Source organism: Kaistia sp. 32K (assembly GCF_016629525.1).
GTDB lineage: Bacteria > Pseudomonadota > Alphaproteobacteria > Rhizobiales > Kaistiaceae > Kaistia.
The window spans coordinates 5303428-5321171 of the sequence record NZ_AP024269.1 but is presented as its reverse complement, the minus strand read 5'-3'; the positions used below and the strand labels follow the sequence as shown (position 1 = coordinate 5321171).

Here is a 17744-nt window from a genome sequence, read left to right as displayed (position 1 = left end):
TCGCCTTCATAGAGACCTGATATTCAACCCCGGCCGGACCCTCCGGCCGGGGTTTTCGTTTCGGCCAGAAGCATGCGCCCGGCCCCGTCAGGAAACTCGGCACGGGCCAAAGCTGTCCTTTCAAAAATACCGACCGTTCGGTATGTTCGAGCCATGAACAACGCCTACGCCCGCAAGAAACAGCCCGAACAGGTTCGCCGCCAGTTGCTCGACTGCGCCGCGACGCTTGCCGTCGAGATCGGCCTTTCGGCGCTGACCATCCAGGCCGTCGCCGACGCGGCGAGCGTGACCAAAGGTGGCCTGTTTCATCACTTCCCCAGCAAGGAGAAGCTGATCGAGGGCGTCTTCGTCGACCTTCTGGAGAAGCTCGACGCGGAGATCGACACCCTGCTGGCGCGCGACCCCGTTCGCTGCGGCCGCTTCACCCGCGCCTATGTCGATTCCGCGATGCGTCTGATGGAATCGAAGGCGCCCAGCCCCTGGGGCGCGCTGTCGATCTCGATGATAACCGACGCCAATCTCCGCCGGCTCTGGTCGGATTGGCTGCGCGATCGGCTGATCCGGCATGCCGACACCGATTCGGATCCGGCGCTGGAAATCGTCCGCTATGCCGCCGACGGCGTCTGGCTGGCCGACCTTACCGACGTGGACAAGACGCTGCGGATGGACCGTGGCGCGCTGCGCGACACCCTCATCGACATGACACAGAGAGACAGGCCATGAACCCGGCCCTCGCAACCTACGCCGCGCTCGGCGTCGCCATCAGCCTCGAGGTGATCGGCACCACGCTGTTGCAGCAGACGCAGCAGTTCACCCGGCCTCTGCCGACGATCGGCATGGCGCTCTGCTACGCCGGCGCCTTCTACTTTCTGACCTTCGTGCTGCGCTCGATGCCGGTCGGCATCGCCTATGCGATCTGGAGCGGGCTCGGCATCGTCCTGATCTCGGCGATCGGCTTCTTCCTGTTCCGCCAGACGCTCGACCTCGCCGCCATCATCGGCCTCGGCTTCATCATCGTCGGCGTCATCATCGTCAACGTCTTCTCCAGCTCCGTCTCGCACTGAGGCGGAGAACGGCCGAAACGACGAGGGCGCGGCGGCCGCGCCCTCGCGACGAGCCCTGCTCAGAGAGCTAGGCCGATCACCATCAGGCAGTAGCCGATGAGCGCGCCGTTCACGAGCGTGAAGTAAAGGTGCGGCTTGCGCGCATCGCCCTGGAACAGCAGGAAATTATGGAAGAACGCCGTTGCGCCGATCAGGAACAGGATCAGCAGCAGCGCGCCCCAGGCCGGCAGGATGCCGAGCGCGACAGAGAGACCGCCGACAAGCTGCGAGGCGAAGCCGAGCGCCACCAGCGGCACCGGCAGCTTGTAGCCGTAGTTGGTCTCGGACTGGCTCGCCTGGGCAAAATTCAGGAAGTTGCGGATGCCGGCGATGACGAAGAAGAGGCCGAGCAGGATGCGGCCGATCAGGATCAGTGTCGCTGCGAGTGTCATGATTTCCCCCACTCCGCCTTGAACAAGCGGATGTGGCGCCCATAGGACAGAACCTTGGCGGCCGCCGCAAGCGCCGCCGGGCCACAACCCGCTGGAAAATGGGCCCCAGGGCACGGACGAGAGCGAGCTGCGGCCGCCAAGCGAACGCATCGCTCCGGGCAACACGCAGGCCCCGCCAGAAGCGGACTGCCCAACGTCACTCCCCTGTCGATCTGCCAAAATACAACGCAGACGGAGTGAAAACCCACTGCGCAACCGAACGCTTGTGCGGACGGGCCCGAATCTGCTGCACATGGTTTCGGCCCGAATTCAGGGCCTGAAACCAGGAGAGCTTGGATTGCCCCAAACGGTTCGCGACGTGACTTTTGAGCTGCTTCGGAAGCTCGGCCTGACGACGGTCTTCGGCAATCCCGGCTCGACCGAGGAGACCTTCCTCAAGAACTTCCCGAAGGATTTCCGCTACATCCAGACGCTGCAGGAAGCGTCGGCGGTCGGCGCGGCGGATGGCTTCGCGCAGGGAATGCGGCACCCCGCTCTGGTCAACGTCCACACCTCGGCCGGCCTCAGCAACGGGATGAGCAACGTCCTGACCGCGTTCATGAACCGGACGCCGCTGATCATCACCGCCGGCAACCAGACGCGCGACATGCTGCTGATGGAGCCGTGGCTGACCAACGTCCAGCCGTCTCTGATGCCCAAGCCCTGGGTGAAGTGGAGCTACGAGCCGGTGCGCGCCCAGGATGTCCCGGCCGCCTTCATGCGCGCCTATGCCATCGCGACGCAGCCGCCGATGGGCCCCGTGTTCCTGTCGATCCCGCTCGACGACTGGGATCAGCCGTTCGAGGGCGTCCCCGTCCTGCGCTCGGTCGCGTCGCGGATCGGACCGGATCCGGCGCGGATCGCCGATTTCGCCGAGGCCCTCTCGAAGGCGAAGAACCCGGTGCTGATCTATGGCGCGGCGATTGCCCGCGAGCAGGGATGGCCGCAGGCGATCGCGCTGGCCGAGAAGCTCGACGCGCCGGTCTGGGCGGCGCCCGCCTCCGAGCGGACGCCGTTCCCCGAAAACCACCGGCTCTATGCCGGCGGGCTGCCCTTCGCGATCGGCCCGCTGTCGCAGAAACTTGCCGGACACGATCTGGCGATCGTGATCGGCGCGCCGGTGTTCCGCTACTATCCCTATGTGGCGGGATCGTATCTGCCGGAAGGGCTGCGGCTGCTGCACGTCACCGACGACCCGGCCGAGGCCGGGCGCGCGCCGGTGGGCGACAGCCTGCTCTCCGACGCGGTACTGGCGATCGAGGCGCTCACCCGGGCGGTCGCGGCGCGCCCGGCGGTACGAACCGTCGTCAAGCAACCGCACAACATGGCGCCGCATGCTGCCTCCAGTGCGAAGCCGGCGGGCGCATCGGCTTCCCTTGATCGGCTCCTGAAGACGGCCGCCCCGGCCGAAGCCGAGCTGGCGCTCGCTCTCGACGTCGAGGACCGGCCGGCCGCCAGACCCGTCGATCGGACGCCGCACGGCGCCCTGCCGCAGCCGGTGGAGGAGGGCGAGCTGAGCGCCCTCGAGCTCTTCCGCGCGCTCCGCGCCGCCACGCCGCGCGAGACGGTGCTGGTCGAGGAATCGCCGTCCAATCTCGGCGATCTGCACACGGCCTGGCCGATCGAACTGCCGGATTCGTTCTACACCTTCGCCTCCGGCAGTCTCGGATGGAACCTGCCGGCGGCAGTCGGCATCGCGCTCGCCGAGCGCGACAGCGGGCGCAACCGGCCGGTCCTCGCCGTCATCGGCGACGGCTCGCTGCAATACTCGATCCAGGGCCTCTGGACGGCCGCTCAGCAGGGATTGCCGATCCTCTATGTCGTGCCGCGCAACGGCGAATACGGCATCCTGAAGTCCTTCGCGGTGCTGGAGGAGACGCCGGGCGTTCCCGGGCTCGACCTGCCCGGCCTCGACATCGTGGCGCTTGCGAAGGGCTATGGCTGCACCGCCGTCCGCGCGGAAACGGTCGACGAGGTTCGGGCCGTCTGCGCCGAGGCGTTCACCCGCAAGGGCCCGACGGTTCTGGAAGTGCCGATCGCGGCAACCATCCCGCCGCTGATCTGACATTGCCCCTCAAGGTCCCCGCCTCTCGCGAAGCGGGGACCGCCGGGAACGGAGCCTCGCTCACGCTTCCCGAACCTTCTCGGATAGCGCGAGCTCGGCGTGCGGCGTGAACTTCGCGGTCCTGCCGCGAATTCGGTCCCGGACCCGATTGATCGGCTTGTCGACCAACGCCACCATCACGGCGGACAGGGCCAGGCTGAGCAGGATCGAGGCGGCGAGCGTCCAATAGCTGTAGCCCGTCGCGAACGTCATGACACCGACGAAGATCACCTCGTGGTAGAGGTACAGGGGATAGGTCAGCGCCCCGAGGCTCTGGTCCAGGCCTGTCCAGCGTCCCGGCTTGCCGAAACTCAGCAAGACCATCAGCGCCAGCAGAACGAAAAACAGGCCGAGATTGCTCCAGACCAGCGCCGGAAGCCCGACGTCGAGCGCGTGCTTCTCGACCTGGCTCCAGCTGTGCCAGATCATGGCCGGAACGGCGATCAGCGCCAGGAAAAGGGCTGCAGCGCTCCCCCGACGCCAATAATACCAGGCCGCGCCAAACACGAAGTAGGGAAGAAAGCCGAACATTCCGGGAGCGCGGCCCGCCATCGCCAGGCCGAACGCCAGCGCGAAGGGAACGATCATCCATGCCGCGACCCGAGCGAAACCGGCCTTCGGCCCCATCCTCGCCTGTAGGAACAGGCACGCCGCCATCACGAGGTAGAACGCCACCTCGACCCGAACGGCCCAGGTAATATCCAGAAAATTGTAGCGGATGAAGCGATCGACGAGCGGAAAGACCCCGACGAAATTCAAGATGACATTCTTGATTTCAAAGGCATCGGCGGGAAAGTCGGCCTGGGACCTCCACAGGATCTCGCCGCCGAACGTCCGAAATGCCTGATGGGCCAGCATCGACAGGGCCACCGCCAGCACGAAATGCGGCGCGATGCGGAGAAACCGGTTCTCCAGAAAGGCACCAGGCCGGTTTCGATACATGCAGTCGATCGCCTCGGCGATGACGAAGCCGGACAGGGCGAAGAACACGAGCACCGCCATGTCGCCCATATAGTAGGGCGCGAGCGCGGCGCGGAGCGCCTCCGGCGCCAGGTCCGCCCCAAAATGCTGGATCATCACGAGGAATGCCAGAAGCAGGCGGAACGCCCCAAACGGCCGATAGACATAGGAAGCCGTCGCCGAAACTGGCTTGTCGTCCATTCCCGCCCTCCCTTATTGGTTGCGCCATCTATATTCTGCAACTATTCGGAAGAAGTCCACGCCATTGAACTCCGCCGGCGACCCCGTGATCGACGACCGAGACGGGCGGACCTCGTCACCACAGCCAGGCGCACGTCCCGTTACGTCAATTTGACCGGCGTGTTATCGCGATCCTGCTACGCTTCCTCGCGCGAGGCAGGGATTGCCGCGCGCCGGAGGACGGGAACCATGCGCGCTGGAATCCTCATCTGCGGTTGCTTCGCCTCGACGCTCGCCCTCGCGGAGACCACGCCGCCCCCAACCTTTGTCGCCAGCATCGGCGCCATTTCGCCGGCGCAGCGCGACAAGATGATCGGCGTTTCCTGGAAGGAAGGCTGCCCGGTGGCGCCGGAGGACCTCGCCGCCATAAGGCTGCGCTATATCGGCTTCGACAACGCGGTGCATGACGGCGTCCTCGTCGTCCACCAGCGCCTGGCGAAAGAGATCGTCGCCATCTTCGGCGAGCTGTTCGATGCCGGTTTCCAGATCGAGCGCATGCAGCCCTATGAGGATTTCGCGATCGCGCAATATGCCGCCGCGAACGACACGGCCGGCTTCTACTGTCGCCCGGCCCAGGACGATCCCGGCGAATTCAGCTGGCATGCCTATGGGCTGGCCGTCGACCTCAATGCGAAGACCAATCCGTTTCACGATCCCAAGGAGGGCTGGTGGCCGGCGGGATCGAATGGCGACCGCAACCGGGTGGCACCCGGGCTGATCACGGCCGATTCGAAGGTCGTCGAGATCTTCATGCGCCATGGCTGGGCCTGGGGCGGCATCGAGAAGAACCCGGATTTCATGCATTTCGCCAAAGTCACGGTCGGCGATGCCAGCAATCCGCTGGACCGCCCGGTCTGGGCCGAAACCTTGATCAACGCGCCGAAATAGGCGCGGATAGTGCCCTGGCGAGATCCCGATCGGCGGCCCCCAGCGGGACCTACCAATCGAGAGCCGTCATCGCGCCAGCAACGAAAGCCCAAGCGCGATCTCTTCGCCGGGCACATCCTCCAGGATTGCCGACTGGACGACGGTTCCGAGCAGGACGGAGAGGAGCAGCTTGGCGACGGCGTCCGCCTCGGTGGGGGAGCGCAGGCCCCAGCCTGCCGCGAGCCGGCCGAGTTCGTCGCGGAAGGCCGCGTAATAGCCCCGCATCACCGCGCCGAGCCGCTTGTTGCGCTGCGCCTCGCTCCAGCCGAGAAGCGCGATCCGGCGCAAATCATAGCCGTCGCGCACCGCGAAACGGGCGATCAGGGGAAAGAGCAGACCGGCCAGTTCCGGCGCCGATGCGGGCCGCCCCTCCCGGATCGCCTCGCCAAGCAGCGTGCTCAGCCGGTCGAGCGAGGTTGTGACGGCGGCGAAGATCAGCTCGTCCTTGCTCTTGAAATAGCTGTAGACGGCGCCCGCCGACAGGCCGCTGACGCCGATGATGTCCTGCATCGTCGTTGCGTGCAGCCCCTCCTTGTCGAAGCATCGCCAGGCAGCGTCGAGGATCTGGAGACGGCGGGCTTCGCGGGCTTCATCGGAGATCTTGGGCATCCCCACTTCCTAAAACGAACGACCGTTCTTTACAAGAGGTCACCTTGGGTATAAAGAACGGTCATTCGTTTTAGGAGAGCTGACATGATCACAGTGACAGCCATTGAGACGGGCAAGGCGCGGATGAAGACGGCGCAGCGGACCGGCCGGGACGGACGCGGCGGCATCGGGCGCAAGATCGACATCTTCCGGGATCCCGATTGGGTCGATCCGCTGCCGATCTTCTGCTTCCTGATCGATCACCCAGAGGGCCGCTTCCTAGTCGACACCGGCGATACCTGGCGCAATTCCGTCCCGGGCTATCTGCCGCGCTGGAATCCGTTCTTCACCAAGGAAGTCGTGATCAAGGTCGCCCCGGGCGAGGAGATCGGCCCGCGCCTGCAGGCGCTCGGCCTCGATCCTGCGCGTGACATCGCGGCGGTGATCCTGACGCATTTCCATCACGACCATACCGGCGGGCTCGACCACTTCCCGCACAACCGCATCGTGGCCTCGCGGGAAAGCTATGACGCGTCGCGCGGCTTCAAGGGCAGTCTCGCGGGCTGCCTGCCCCAGCGCTGGCCGATCTGGCTGAAGCCGGAGCTGGTGGAGATGGACGGCCCGGCGGTCGGGCCCTTCCCGGGCTCCCATCCGATCACCCGCGATGGGCGTATCTTCATGGTGCCGACCCCGGGCCACGCCAATGGCCACGTTTCCGTCGTGGTACGCGCCGAGGACGTCACCTATTTCCTGGCCGGCGACGCGACCTATGACGATGCCAATCTGCGGGCGGAGAAGGCGGACGGGGTCACCTTCGACCCCGCCCTGTCGGTCCGCACGTTGCGCGCGATCAAGGCGTTCGCCGCCGGGGAGCCGACGGTCGTCCTTCCCGCGCACGATCCGGACGGGCCGAGGCGGCTGGCCAGCAAAGAGGCGTTCTGATCGAGCGGCCCTAGAGTTGCTTGGCGAACTCGACGATCGCGGCGCTGACCTCGTCGGGCCGCTCCTGCGGAGCCCAGTGGCCGCAGTTCTCCAGGAAGACCGGCGGCTGCAACCCGGGAACGAGCGTCGGCATGGCGGCAATGATGTCGCGCATTCCGGGCATGCTCAGCCCGACATCACGATCGCCGACGAGATAGAGGGCGGGAATATCGACCGTCTTGCCCTTCAGCGAAGCCTGCAGCGCCCAGTTCCGATCGAGATTGCGGTAGTAGTTGAGCCCGCCACGGAACCCGCTCCGGGTGAAGGCATCGACAAAAGCCTCGAGATCCTCTTCCCGCAACCAGTCGGGCAACGCCGCCGGCAGCGGCAGAGGCACCAGCAGGCCGTCCTTTCGCGAGACCATGCTGAAGGGATTGGGCGTCCCGTCGCCAGGCGCTCGCGGCCCGGCATCGCCCGACGCCGCATAGAGGAGCTTGCGCAGCGTGACGGACACGTCGCGCTCGAATTCAGCCTCGGCGACGCCTGGCTGCTGGAAATACAGCGTGTAGAAGAGCGCCTCCGGCGTCTGCGGAAAGATCTGGGTCGGCGGAACCGGCGGCTGGCCCATCATGGGCACGCCGATCGCGACGACGCCGCGAAAGCGGTCCGGACGCATCAGGGCCGCCTGCCAGGCGACGCTCGCACCCCAATCATTGCCGACGAGGATCGCGGTCTTCTCGCCCAGCGCGTCGAGCATGCCGACCACGTCGCCGACGAGATGAAACAGCGTGAAGGCTTCGGGGTCGGCGGGGCTGTCGGTCTTGCCATAGCCGCGCATGTCCGGTGCGACGACGCGGAATCCCGCCGCCGCCAGCGCCGTCATCTGATGCCGCCAGGCATAGGACGTTTCGGGAAAGCCGTGACAAAGCAGGATGAGCGGGCCCTCGCCCTGCTCCGCGACATTGAAACGAATGCCGTTCGCATCGATGCTTCGATACTGCATTTCCATCTCCACGCTGTTGAGGGCACTGGCAAGGAGCGGCGGCGTCGCGGCGAGCGAGCCGATCGCGCCGGCGAAACCGGCCAGGAATGTGCGCCTCAACATTTTGAACCTCTCGAATGCGAAACTGTATAAGTTACGCATTCGATCTCGTCAATAATCCGTAACATAGAAAGTTACGGTCAGATCCCGAGGACTTCGCCTTGCCGAGCGACAGCCGCCTGCCCCGGATGCTCCACGTTCTCGTTCACATGCAGCTGCTGGGCGGGACCGAGACATCAGAAACCATCGCCCTGATGCTGAACACCAACCCCGTCGTCGTGCGCCGGACGATGGCCAAGCTGAAGCAGCAGGGCATCGTGTCCTCGGAAGGCGGCCCGGGCGGCGGCTGGCGACTGGTGCGGGATCCCGAGCACGTCACCGTGCTCGACATCCTGCGCGCCATCACCGACGCCCCGGTCTTCACGATGAGCCCCTCCTCGGACCATCCTTCCTGCCCCGTCGAGCGCGCGGTCAATACGCGGCTCACAGGCGCGATGGAAAAGGCGGAAGCCCTTCTCGCCGAGGAGTTCGGGAAGATCTCGCTGGCCGACATCGCCCGCGAGTTCAGCCCCGCCCCCGGCTAGGTGACGCCGAAGACATAGCGGTTCGTCACCGTCTCCCCGCCCGCGAAGTTCAGTCGCGTGGTCAGGACGCATTCCCCGCCGACCTCGGGCAGAAGGCATTCCAACTGGTATTTGGCGGCCGCCTGCGTTCCGAACGTATCGATGGTCGCCACGGTCGAGAATTGCGAGCCGTCCGGGGCCTCGATGATGATTTCGAGCCGTCCATCGTGCAGCGGCTCCGCGCCGTCATTGACGAGCGAGAAGTCGAGGAGGACGGGCTGGCCGGCGGCGCGCTCTCGGGTCCAGCCGTTCCAGAACGCCTGCACCGGGGCCATCGACTGCCGGACCTCGAAATAGGCCTTCTTCGGCGTGCGCGAATAGCCGACGATCGACCAGGTGACGGCCGGCCAGCAATCGTTGAAGGCGAACACATGCAGGCCGTGGCAGGGATCGCCCTTCTTCGAGCGAATGAATTCGATGTGGTGCTTCAGGAGCCGGGCCTGATGGTCCTGGCTGCGCTCGATCAGTTCGCGCAGGCTCTCGATGTCGCGGAAATTCCGGCGCATCAGCACCGGCTGGGCGCAACGTCGCGCCAGCGCCGGCCAGTTGATGGTGTCCGTCGACAGGTCGAGGAAAGCGGCGAGATCGTCGGCTCCCGGCAGCGCCTGGCCACCGAATTCGGAAACGAAGCCGAAGTGGCTCTCTGGCGCCTTGTCGATGTCCTCGATCGCACCGAAATACCAGCCCGGATACATATGGCAGTCGCGCCGCCAGCCGTATTTGGCCTCCAGCCGCGTCGCCTGGCTTTCCGACCAGAAGAAGGATTCGACCGGATGGACCCGGTCGGCCGGATCGTAGGAAATCGCCGCGTTGCCGTAATGGGCGATGCGCTGCGGATCGCGGGCGCGGGCGCGCTCGACCAGCGCCGAACAGTGCTTTTCGAAATTGGCGACGCTCGGTTGCGATCCGAAATTCCAGATCGCCACCGAGGGATTGGCCTGGAGACGGTCGAGCATCTCGTCGAATTGGCGCACGGAGGCGCGCGCGAAATCGCTCGTGATGCCGCCGGTCGTCCAGATCGGGAAGTCCTGGTAGACGAGCAACCCGCTCCGGTCACAGACCCGGTAGAATTCGTCCCTTTCCATCAGGCAGAAGGGATGGACGGTGTTGAGGTTCGCCTGACGGAACAGCTCGGCGTCCCGCTCATAGCGAGCCGCCGTCATGGAGGACAGATCGAGGTCGGACAGGTAGTTGGCGCCGCGCTGGAAGAAGGAGACGCCGTTCAGCCGGAGATCCCAACCCTCGCCAAACTCCAGCTTGCGAAAGCCGGTGGTCAGCCGCGCCTCGTCGGAGACGCCGTCCTCCTGCTCCAGCACGACGCTCAGCTCATAGAGATTTTGCGGGCCTAGATCCCACGTCCACCAAAGGCCGGCCGCCTCGATCCTGAAATCCAGGCTGACCCGACGCTCGCCGGCAATCGGGGCGAGCGCGGTCTCGCCGCTGGCGACGACGGCGCCGCCTCCGGCCGCGGCGAGTGACCAGCGCAACCGCGTCGGCGGCGCCGCTTCGCCGGTATGGGTGAGCGCAACCTCGACGACGCCCTGCACCGGAACCCTGGCGTCCGGCTGCCCGCGCGGCGGCAGGTCCAGCGGCTCGCCGGCAATGCGGACGGCCTCGATCCGCGCGCTGCCGGTATGGCGAACCGTGACCTTGCCCCAGATGCCGGCCGGCTTCGATTCGGGGTCGTTCATGTCCCAGCGGCCGAGCGCGCCCTTGAAGAGCGTCTTCAGCTGGCCGAATTCGCTCTCCTCTCCGAGCACATCGTCGGGTGCCTCGACCCGCACGACCAGCATGTTCTCGCCCTCGTCCAGCCATTCGCCGATATCGAAGCCGAAACGTCCGAGGTAGCCCTCGTGCGAGCCGAGATAGCGACCGTTCAGCCAAACGTCGGCGTTATAGTCGACGCCTTCGAAATCGAGGCGATAGCGCGAGGAGGCCTGGCGCGGCGGCAGCGAAAAGCTGCGGCGATACCAGCCGATCTTCAGGCCGGCATGCCCCTGCGCGGTCCAACTACCCGGCGCGCGGAGGGTCGACCAGCGGTCGATCGGATGCTCCGGCTCCATCCAGCGGGCATCATCGGCGTGCGAATAGTGCAATTGCTCCGGATAATGCTCGCCAAGCCCCTTCGGATCCGGGCGAAAATGCCAAAGGCCGGACAGGTCGACGACCCAAGGCGCGCTGATGTCGATGATGGCCGTTTCGATCGGCGTCTGGCTGTTGTCCAACGAAGGCTGCTCCCTGCTTGGTTTTGTTTCTGGATCTCTGGATCAGGCGGCCGGCCGCGCCTCGCCCGGAGGAGGGCTACCAGGGCGACGGATGGCCGAGCTCGGTCCCGAGCGCGTTCAGGAAATCGCGCATCACCGCGACGCGGGCTTCGGCGAGCCGCCGCCCGCCGGCCGTCGTCATGCGGTCGGCAAGGCCGAGAAGCTTGACCTTGAAGTGGTCGAGCGCGTTGCGGCGGTCGTCGATCGGCCGCGAGACGGCGAAGGGATCGTCGCCGTCGAAGAGCGAGCATGACAGCTGGCCGGCGATATAGAAGGTTCTGGCGATGCCGATCGCGCCGAGAGCATCGAGCCGGTCAGCGTCCTGGAGGATGCGCGCCTCCAGCGTTTCCGGCGTGATGTTTGCCGAGAAACTGTGGGCGACGATGACGTGCCGGGCGGCGACGATTTCGGCTTCGTCGAAGCCGAGCCGGGCGAGCACCGGCCCGGCCGCCTCCGCCGACAGCGCCGAAGCCTTGGCGCGGTCGGGCGAATCCTTCGGCGGGTTGACCATGTCGTGCAGATAGGCGGCCGCGACCAGGATCCGGCGATCCGCGGCACCGTCCTCGATGTCGGCGATCTCGAGCGCGGCCTGCTTCACCCGGCGCGCGTGGTGGACGTCGTGGCTGGCGTCGGCGCCGGCAAAGCCCGCGAATTCGAACTCGAGCGCCGCGGTCAGGCAATCGATGTCGGTGGCGTTGTGCATATTCGTCGTCTCGTCTTTCGGGCCGCTCAGAGCGGCCGGCCGAGGAACAGGGAGGCGGCCTCGCGCAGCGTGCCGGTGACGGGGGCGCCGGTCGCCTCGAGCTTGGCGCGCGACTGCATGCCGGTGGCGACCAGGATGGCGCCCATGCCGGCGGCGGCCGCCGCCTCGAAATCGTCGACCGTGTCGCCGATCAGGCAGCAGCCCTCCACCGGCAGGTCGAGTGCCGCGCAATGGGAAAGCAGGCTTTCGTGCTTGGTCGGATGGCCGGTGCCGGCGAAGCCCTGAACCAGCACGAAATGGCCGCGCAAGTCGTGATGGTCGATCAGCGCGTCGATCTGCGCGTGCGGCGCCATCGACAGCAGCGATTGCGTCGCAGCCTGGCCGATGGCGTTCAGCGCGTCGATCGCATCGGTGGCGAGCGGCTGGGCGTGCATGCGCTCGCCATAGAGGATGTCGTAGCGCCCGCCGAGATGGGCGAGCGCCGCCGCGTCCGCCTCGCGGCCGAGGAGGCTGGAGAAATACGCCTTGAGCGGCCGGCGGTATTCGTGGCGCACCTGCTCCGGCGTGATGCCGGGAACGCCGAGATCCGCCATCGCGTCGATGGTGATGCGGGCGGTGATCTCGAAATCGTCGAGGAGCGTGCCGTTCCAGTCCCAGATGGCGTGGGTGTAGTGCGTCATGCGATGTCTCCGGCCGAAATCCGGCGGCCGCCGGCGTCGAAAAGGTGAAGGTGGCGCGCCTCGACTTTCAATGGCACGACCTCGCCCGCCTTGAGCGTCTCGGCGAGCCTCGCCTTCAGGCTCGCCCCGCCGAGCGACAGGTGCACGAGGCTGTCGGCGCCGAGCAATTCGGAGCGGACGACTTGTGCGGAAAAGCAGAGGCTTGCCGCATCCGGCGTGCCGAGGTGGACCTCCTCGGCGCGGAAGCCGACCGAGAACGGCCCTTCGGCGGCGCGCCCGGCGGTGGCCGGCAAAGCCATCTCGCCGCCCTCCTTCGGAACGAAGCGCTCTGCCTGCTGCGTGCCGGAAACGATGTTCATCGAGCCGAGGAAATCGGCGACGAAGGCCGTCGCCGGCCGACGGAAGATCGCTTCCGGCGAGCCGCACTGCTCGACCACGCCTTCGCGCAGCACGACCAGGTGATCGGCGAGCGCCAGCGCTTCCGACTGGTCATGGGTGACATAGACGGTGGTCGCGCCAAGCTGGCGTTGCAGCGTCGCCAGTTCGATGCGCATTTCCGTGCGCAGCTTCGTGTCCAGGTTGGACAGCGGCTCGTCCATCAGGAGCACGCGCGGACCGCGCACGATCGCCCGGGCGATGCCGACGCGCTGGCGCTGGCCGCCGGAAAGCTGCGCCGGCATCCGCTCCAGCAGCGCCTCGATCCGAACGAGGCTCGCCGCCGCCTGCACCCGCCTGGCTCGTTCGGCGGCGTCAACGCCGGCCATGCGCAAGGGAAAGGCGATGTTCTCCGCCACCGTCTTGGCCGGATAGAGGGCGTAGTTCTGGAATACCATGGCGACGCCGCGTCTCTGGGCGTCGACATGGGTGACCTCGGTCTGGTCGAAGCGGATCGCGCCGCTGTCGATCGTCTCCAGGCCGCAGAGGCTGCGCAGCAGCGTGGTCTTGCCGCAGCCCGACGGGCCGACGATGATCGTCACCTTGCCGGCCGGGCATTCGATGCTGAGGTTGTTCAGCACCGGGCGCGTCGCGCCCGGATGCGTCTTCAGAACCCTGTCGACGACGACCTGCGGCGGCGCGAGCGCGGCGGTCGGCGGCGGGGAAGCGATGTTCGCGTGGGAGCTCACCGACCCGCCCTCAATTGGCTTCGAGGAGGGCGTTCATGCTGTCCGCGAGCCTGGCGAGGCCCTCCTGCGGCGTGGAGACGCCGGTCAGGATCTCGTACTGGATGTCGCCGAAGTTCGACTGGAACTCGGAATTGGCCTTGCCCGGCACCGAGTACCAGGGCGCGCTCGGCTGGGCGTTGATCGACAGCAGCGAGGGGTGGGCCTTGTAGTAGTCGCCGAGGAGCGCCGGGTTGGTCGTAGCAGCCGTATTGTGCGGCGAGGAGGCGGTCGCCTTCACCGTCAGGGCGACGGCTTCGGGCGTCACCAGCGACAGCAGCGCCTGGCAGGTGGCCTTCTGACGGTCCGGATCGGTCGCCAACATGACGAAGCCGTTGCTGGAGGCCGTGGTGATGCGCGTGCCGCCGTCACGCACCGGCATCGGCGCGAGTTCAACGTCGAACTTGGCGTTCTTGGTCAGCTGTGGATAGGCGGAGGAGGCGACCAGCAGCATCGCCACGTCGCCGGACTGGAACATGGCGCCGAACTGGCCCCAGAAGGCGCCGGGAGCGATCGCCGGCATGTAGCCCTTTTCCACCAGACCGCGTTCGAAGGCCATGACCGCGACGCTTTCCGGGCCGGCGACCGCCGATTTGCCGTCGGCGCCGACGATCTGGCCGCCGGCCGACTTGACCTGCGCCTCGTAGACATAGGTGTTCGGCATGTACATCAGCACGCCGTATTTATGGGCGTCCTTGTTGGTGAGCTTGGCCGCGGCCGCCTCCAGTTCCGACCATGTCTGCGGCGGTTTGGAGGGATCGAGACCGGCGGCGCGGAAGGCATCGGCATTGATGAAGAGCGCCGGCAGCGTGGTGTACCAAGGCATGGCCGAGAGCTTGCCGCCAACCTTGAAGCCTTCCAGCAGGCCCTTGTCGAGCTCGGCGGCGAGTTCCGGCTTCGAGGCGAGGCAGCTGTCGAGCGGCTGGGCGCGGCCTGAATCGACATAGGCGCGCAGCACGGCGCCGGTGACGCGCACGGCGTCCGGGGCGCTGCCGGCGACGATGTCGGCCAGCACCTTCTGGGTGGTGTCGACGTCCGACTTGTTGTCCAGCTCCAGATTGACCGGGTCGTTCGGGTTCTGCGCGTTGAACTCGCCGAAGATCGTCTTCAGCACGTCGCCGTTCTGCTTTTCCTGACCGGAGACGATACGGATCGGCTCGGCGGCGCGGGCGGGCTGCGAAAGCGTCGAGGCGGCGGTGGCGCACAGCAGGGCCGACAGAAGCGCAGAAAGGTTCGAAACGGAACTTTTCATGTGACTCTCCAAAGGGTTGTCATTGTCAGTCGACCTGACCGGAATTCATGGCCATGCCGTTGATGAACTGTCGTTGGGCAAGCAGGAAACCGATCAGCAGCGGCAGAACGGTCAGCGTCGCCGCCGCCATCTGCGGCCCGTATTCCGAGCCAAGCTCCTGGTCGAGAAAGCGCACGATGCCGAAGGGCACGGTGGCCGCGGCATCGGTGCGCAGCACGAAGGACGGCCAGAAATAGTCGTTCCAGTGCGAGACGAAGCTGAAGATGCCGAAGGTGGTGATCGCCGGGCGGGCCATCGGCAGCACGATCGAGGTCAGCACCCGCAGCGGCGAGGCGCCGTCCAGCCGCGCCGATTCGAAGACGGAGGCCGGGATCGTCAGGAAGAACTGCCGCAGCAGGAAGACGCTGAAGGCCGAGCCGACGAAAGGCAGGATCAGCGCGCCGAGGCCGTTGATGAGGCCGAGGCCCGACAGGATCACGTAAACCGGGATGGCGGTGACCTGGTAGGGCACCATCATGGCGCCGAGCACCAGCCACAGGCTCGCCGAACGGCCGGCGAAATGCAGCCGCGACAGGGCATAGGCCGCCGGCACGCAGACGACGAGCTGGCCGAGGAAGATGGTGACGACGACGACGATGCCGTTGAGGTAGTAGCGCAGCACCGGCACGTCGCGGAAAACGCGCAGGTAGTTTTCGAGCGTCGGGTGCGACAGAGCCAGCATGCCACCGGAGAAGATATCGTCCGGCGCCGTGAGCGAGGTGCGCAGCATCAGCCAGAACGGCAGGAGCATGAAGACGGCGCCCAGCGCGAGCGCGCCGTGCAGCGCGAGCTGGCCGGCGGCGGGACGGCGGCTGGAGGCGTTCCGCATCATCGTGATCCCGCTCTCTCGAGCCTTGCCGTCATGCGGCGCTGGATGGCCGTGGCGACGAGCGCCAGCGCCAGGAGGACGAGCGCGACAACCGCGCCGCCGCCGATGTCGAAGAAGTAGATGCCCCGCTGCCACATGAGATAGGCGAGCGTTTCGGTCCGCTGCGACGGGCCGCCGGCCGTCATGGTGGCGATCGTGTCGAACACCCGCAGCGCGCCGATGCTGGAGATGATGCCGGCGAAGACGGTCGTCGGCCCGAGCGACGGCCAGGTGACGTGCCAGAAGCGGCTCCAGGCGCCGGCGCCGTCGACACGGGCGGCTTCGAGCACGTGCTTCGGCACGCTGGCGAGGCCCGCGAGATAGAGGATGGCGACGAAGCCGATCTGCTGCCAGTTGCCGACGATCGCCACCGCCGGCAGCGCCAAGGCCGGGCTGTTCAGCCAGTCGGAAAGCCCGGTCCAGCGCTCGAGCGCCAGATCGACGACGCCCTTGTTGGCGAGGAACATCCAGCGCCAGACGATCGACATGGCGACCAGCGTGGCGGCGACCGGCAGGAAGTAGACGGCGCGCCAGAAGCCGGCGCCACGCTTCAGCGCATGGATGGCAAGCGCTGCCAGGAGGCCGAACACCATCGAAGGCGGCACGGTGAGAAGGATATAGAGGAAGGTGACCTTGAGGCTGTTGAGAAGCTCGCCGTGGCTGATCGCCTTGCGGAAGTTCGCGAGGCCGATGAAGCGGTAGGTCCCGGCCAGAATGTCAATGTTGAAGAAGGAAAACACCAGGATCAGCGCCGACGGCAGCAGGGTGAAGACCGCGAGGAAGAGCATCAGCGGGCCGACCAGCGCGTAAGGCGCCGCGCGATGGCCGATGGACGGACGCGCAAATGGCGGCAGAGGCGTCAGCACCGCCTGCGCGCGAAGGGGATCGTCCACAACGACGTCGCTCATAGGCGATACTCGCGCTCGCGGACTGCCAGATGGATCCGGCCGCCGAAGACGGCGCGCGCCTCGGCAAGGGCGCTGTCGCCGTCGGCGGGCGAGCCGAGATGACAGAGGACGAGCGCGTCGACGTCCGCGGCCTCGGCCAGCCGCGCTGCCTCTGCCGGCGTCATATGGGCGCCGCCGGGCGCGCTCGGGCCCGAGAGATGCGCATCGGCCAGAAGGAGCCGGGAGTCGGCGGCGAGATCGGCAAGCTCCGGCCTCCAGCGCGTGTCGCCGGTATAGGCGATCGCGCCGCCGTCGAAATCGAAGCGGAAGGCGGCCGTCGGGATCGCGTGGTCGGCCGCCGCGGTCGATACCGTCAGCCCCTCCCCCTCGCGCCAGCCGTCGCCGGGGCGGAATTCCTGGACGTCGAAGACCGTGAAAAACCAGTCTTCGCCGTTCATGCCGCGTTCCCGGAGCAACGCGTAGCCCGCGCCGCGCTCGGCCGGGCCGAACCGCCAGTGGCGATGGCCGAACAAATCGGAAAAACGTTCGAGGAAGGCGCGTCCACCCTCGGGGACGCGCAGCGGCATCGGCACGTCGCGCCCCGCCGTCGCCCATTCCGTCATCAGCGCATAGGCGAGCGGCATGAGGTCGAGCACGTGATCGGGATGCATGTGCGAGATCAGCACCGCGTCGAGCGCGCAGGTCTCCTGTTCGGCGAACAAGGCGGTGGCGACGCCGGGGCCGCAATCGATCAGGATATCGCGTCCGCCGGCCCGCAGCCGGTAACCCGAACAGGGCAGGCCGAGCACGGGAAACCCGCCCGACGAGCCGAGAATGGACAAGCGATTGGACATGGCGCCCTCGATGTTTCACGAGGGAGCTTATATTGCCGTTTCTTATAATGAACGTGACGGGTTCATTATATTGCTGATAGAACTATAGATATGATCTA

Annotated in this window: 18 protein-coding genes; 6 read left to right on the top strand and 12 right to left on the bottom strand. The window is 66.6% G+C overall.

From position 1 onward, the window contains the following. Window positions 1–153: 153 nt before the first annotated feature. Together K32_RS24760 and K32_RS24755 are read left to right on the top strand one after the other, a co-directional pair. Window positions 154–723 carry a TetR/AcrR family transcriptional regulator gene (locus K32_RS24760; RefSeq protein ID WP_201402031.1) on the top strand — a complete coding sequence of 190 codons (570 nt, stop codon included), beginning with the start codon at window positions 154–156 and terminating at the stop codon, window positions 721–723. Next, window positions 720–1064: a multidrug efflux SMR transporter gene (locus K32_RS24755; RefSeq protein ID WP_201402030.1), complete on the top strand. Its 345-nt coding sequence runs from the start codon at window positions 720–722 to the stop codon at window positions 1062–1064. The genes K32_RS24760 and K32_RS24755 overlap by 4 nt, the downstream gene beginning before the upstream one ends. 59 nt (window positions 1065–1123) lie before the next feature. Here the strand turns inward: K32_RS24755 and K32_RS24750 are convergent, their stop codons facing one another. Continuing rightward, a complete protein-coding gene (locus K32_RS24750; RefSeq protein WP_201402029.1) occupies window positions 1124–1495 on the bottom strand; it encodes a DoxX family protein in 372 nt (123 codons plus the stop codon). 337 nt (window positions 1496–1832) lie between these two features. Between K32_RS24750 and K32_RS24745 the strand changes: the two genes are divergently transcribed. Continuing rightward, a complete protein-coding gene (locus K32_RS24745; protein ID WP_201402028.1) occupies window positions 1833–3599 on the top strand; it encodes a thiamine pyrophosphate-dependent enzyme in 1767 nt (588 codons plus the stop codon). Window positions 3600–3659: 60 nt separating this feature from the next. On the opposite strand, the gene K32_RS24740 is transcribed toward K32_RS24745, so the two are convergent. Next, window positions 3660–4799 (bottom strand): acyltransferase, encoded by a 1140-nt coding sequence (locus K32_RS24740; RefSeq protein ID WP_201402027.1) that lies wholly within the window; start codon window positions 4797–4799, stop codon window positions 3660–3662. Window positions 4800–5027: 228 nt separating this feature from the next. On the opposite strand from K32_RS24740, the gene K32_RS24735 reads away from it, so the two are divergent. Continuing rightward, window positions 5028–5726: a M15 family metallopeptidase gene (locus tag K32_RS24735; RefSeq protein ID WP_201402026.1), complete on the top strand. Its 699-nt coding sequence runs from the start codon at window positions 5028–5030 to the stop codon at window positions 5724–5726. A gap of 66 nt (window positions 5727–5792) precedes the next feature. On the opposite strand, the gene K32_RS24730 is transcribed toward K32_RS24735, so the two are convergent. Continuing rightward, on the bottom strand, window positions 5793–6374 hold the full coding sequence (locus K32_RS24730; RefSeq protein ID WP_201402025.1) for a TetR/AcrR family transcriptional regulator: 582 nt from the start codon (window positions 6372–6374) through the stop codon (window positions 5793–5795). Between the two features lie 84 nt (window positions 6375–6458). Here K32_RS24730 and K32_RS24725 point away from each other — a divergent pair, with 84 nt between their 5' ends. Next, the gene (locus K32_RS24725) at window positions 6459–7295 is read left to right on the top strand and encodes an N-acyl homoserine lactonase family protein (RefSeq protein WP_201402024.1); all 837 of its coding nucleotides are present in this window, start codon (window positions 6459–6461) and stop codon (window positions 7293–7295) included. 10 nt (window positions 7296–7305) lie between these two features. Here K32_RS24725 and K32_RS24720 read toward each other — a convergent pair whose 3' ends face one another. Beyond that, window positions 7306–8277 carry an alpha/beta fold hydrolase gene (locus K32_RS24720; protein ID WP_201404660.1) on the bottom strand — a complete coding sequence of 324 codons (972 nt, stop codon included), beginning with the start codon at window positions 8275–8277 and terminating at the stop codon, window positions 7306–7308. Window positions 8278–8477: 200 nt separating this feature from the next. On the opposite strand from K32_RS24720, the gene K32_RS24715 reads away from it, so the two are divergent. Then, window positions 8478–8900 (top strand): Rrf2 family transcriptional regulator, encoded by a 423-nt coding sequence (locus K32_RS24715; RefSeq protein ID WP_244669737.1) that lies wholly within the window; start codon window positions 8478–8480, stop codon window positions 8898–8900. Here the strand turns inward: K32_RS24715 and K32_RS24710 are convergent. The 8 genes from K32_RS24710 to K32_RS24675 all read right to left on the bottom strand — a co-directional run bounded on the left by K32_RS24710 (window position 8897) and on the right by K32_RS24675 (window position 17646). Next, window positions 8897–11164, bottom strand: coding sequence for a glycoside hydrolase family 2 protein (locus K32_RS24710; RefSeq protein ID WP_201402023.1), 2268 nt, complete (start codon window positions 11162–11164; stop codon window positions 8897–8899). The genes K32_RS24715 and K32_RS24710 overlap by 4 nt on opposite strands. A 76-nt stretch (window positions 11165–11240) precedes the next feature. Then, window positions 11241–11906 (bottom strand): HD domain-containing protein, encoded by a 666-nt coding sequence (locus K32_RS24705; RefSeq protein ID WP_201402022.1) that lies wholly within the window; start codon window positions 11904–11906, stop codon window positions 11241–11243. Between the two features lie 26 nt (window positions 11907–11932). Continuing rightward, window positions 11933–12586 carry an HAD family hydrolase gene (locus tag K32_RS24700; protein WP_201402021.1) on the bottom strand — a complete coding sequence of 218 codons (654 nt, stop codon included), beginning with the start codon at window positions 12584–12586 and terminating at the stop codon, window positions 11933–11935. Beyond that, the gene (locus K32_RS24695; RefSeq protein ID WP_244669736.1) at window positions 12583–13710 is read right to left on the bottom strand and encodes an ABC transporter ATP-binding protein; all 1128 of its coding nucleotides are present in this window, start codon (window positions 13708–13710) and stop codon (window positions 12583–12585) included. The genes K32_RS24700 and K32_RS24695 overlap by 4 nt, the downstream gene beginning before the upstream one ends. A gap of 10 nt (window positions 13711–13720) precedes the next feature. Beyond that, window positions 13721–14998 carry an extracellular solute-binding protein gene (locus K32_RS24690; RefSeq protein ID WP_201402020.1) on the bottom strand — a complete coding sequence of 426 codons (1278 nt, stop codon included), beginning with the start codon at window positions 14996–14998 and terminating at the stop codon, window positions 13721–13723. A 25-nt stretch (window positions 14999–15023) separates the two neighbouring features. Next, window positions 15024–15866, bottom strand: a complete 843-nt coding sequence (locus K32_RS24685) for a carbohydrate ABC transporter permease (RefSeq protein WP_201402019.1) — start codon at window positions 15864–15866, stop codon at window positions 15024–15026. Next, window positions 15866–16813 carry a carbohydrate ABC transporter permease gene (locus tag K32_RS24680; protein ID WP_201402018.1) on the bottom strand — a complete coding sequence of 316 codons (948 nt, stop codon included), beginning with the start codon at window positions 16811–16813 and terminating at the stop codon, window positions 15866–15868. Before K32_RS24680 ends, K32_RS24685 begins: the two co-directional genes overlap by 1 nt. After that, entirely contained in the window at window positions 16810–17646 is an 837-nt protein-coding gene (locus K32_RS24675) for an MBL fold metallo-hydrolase (RefSeq protein ID WP_201402017.1), read from the bottom strand. The genes K32_RS24680 and K32_RS24675 overlap by 4 nt, the downstream gene beginning before the upstream one ends. Window positions 17647–17744 lie beyond the last annotated feature (98 nt).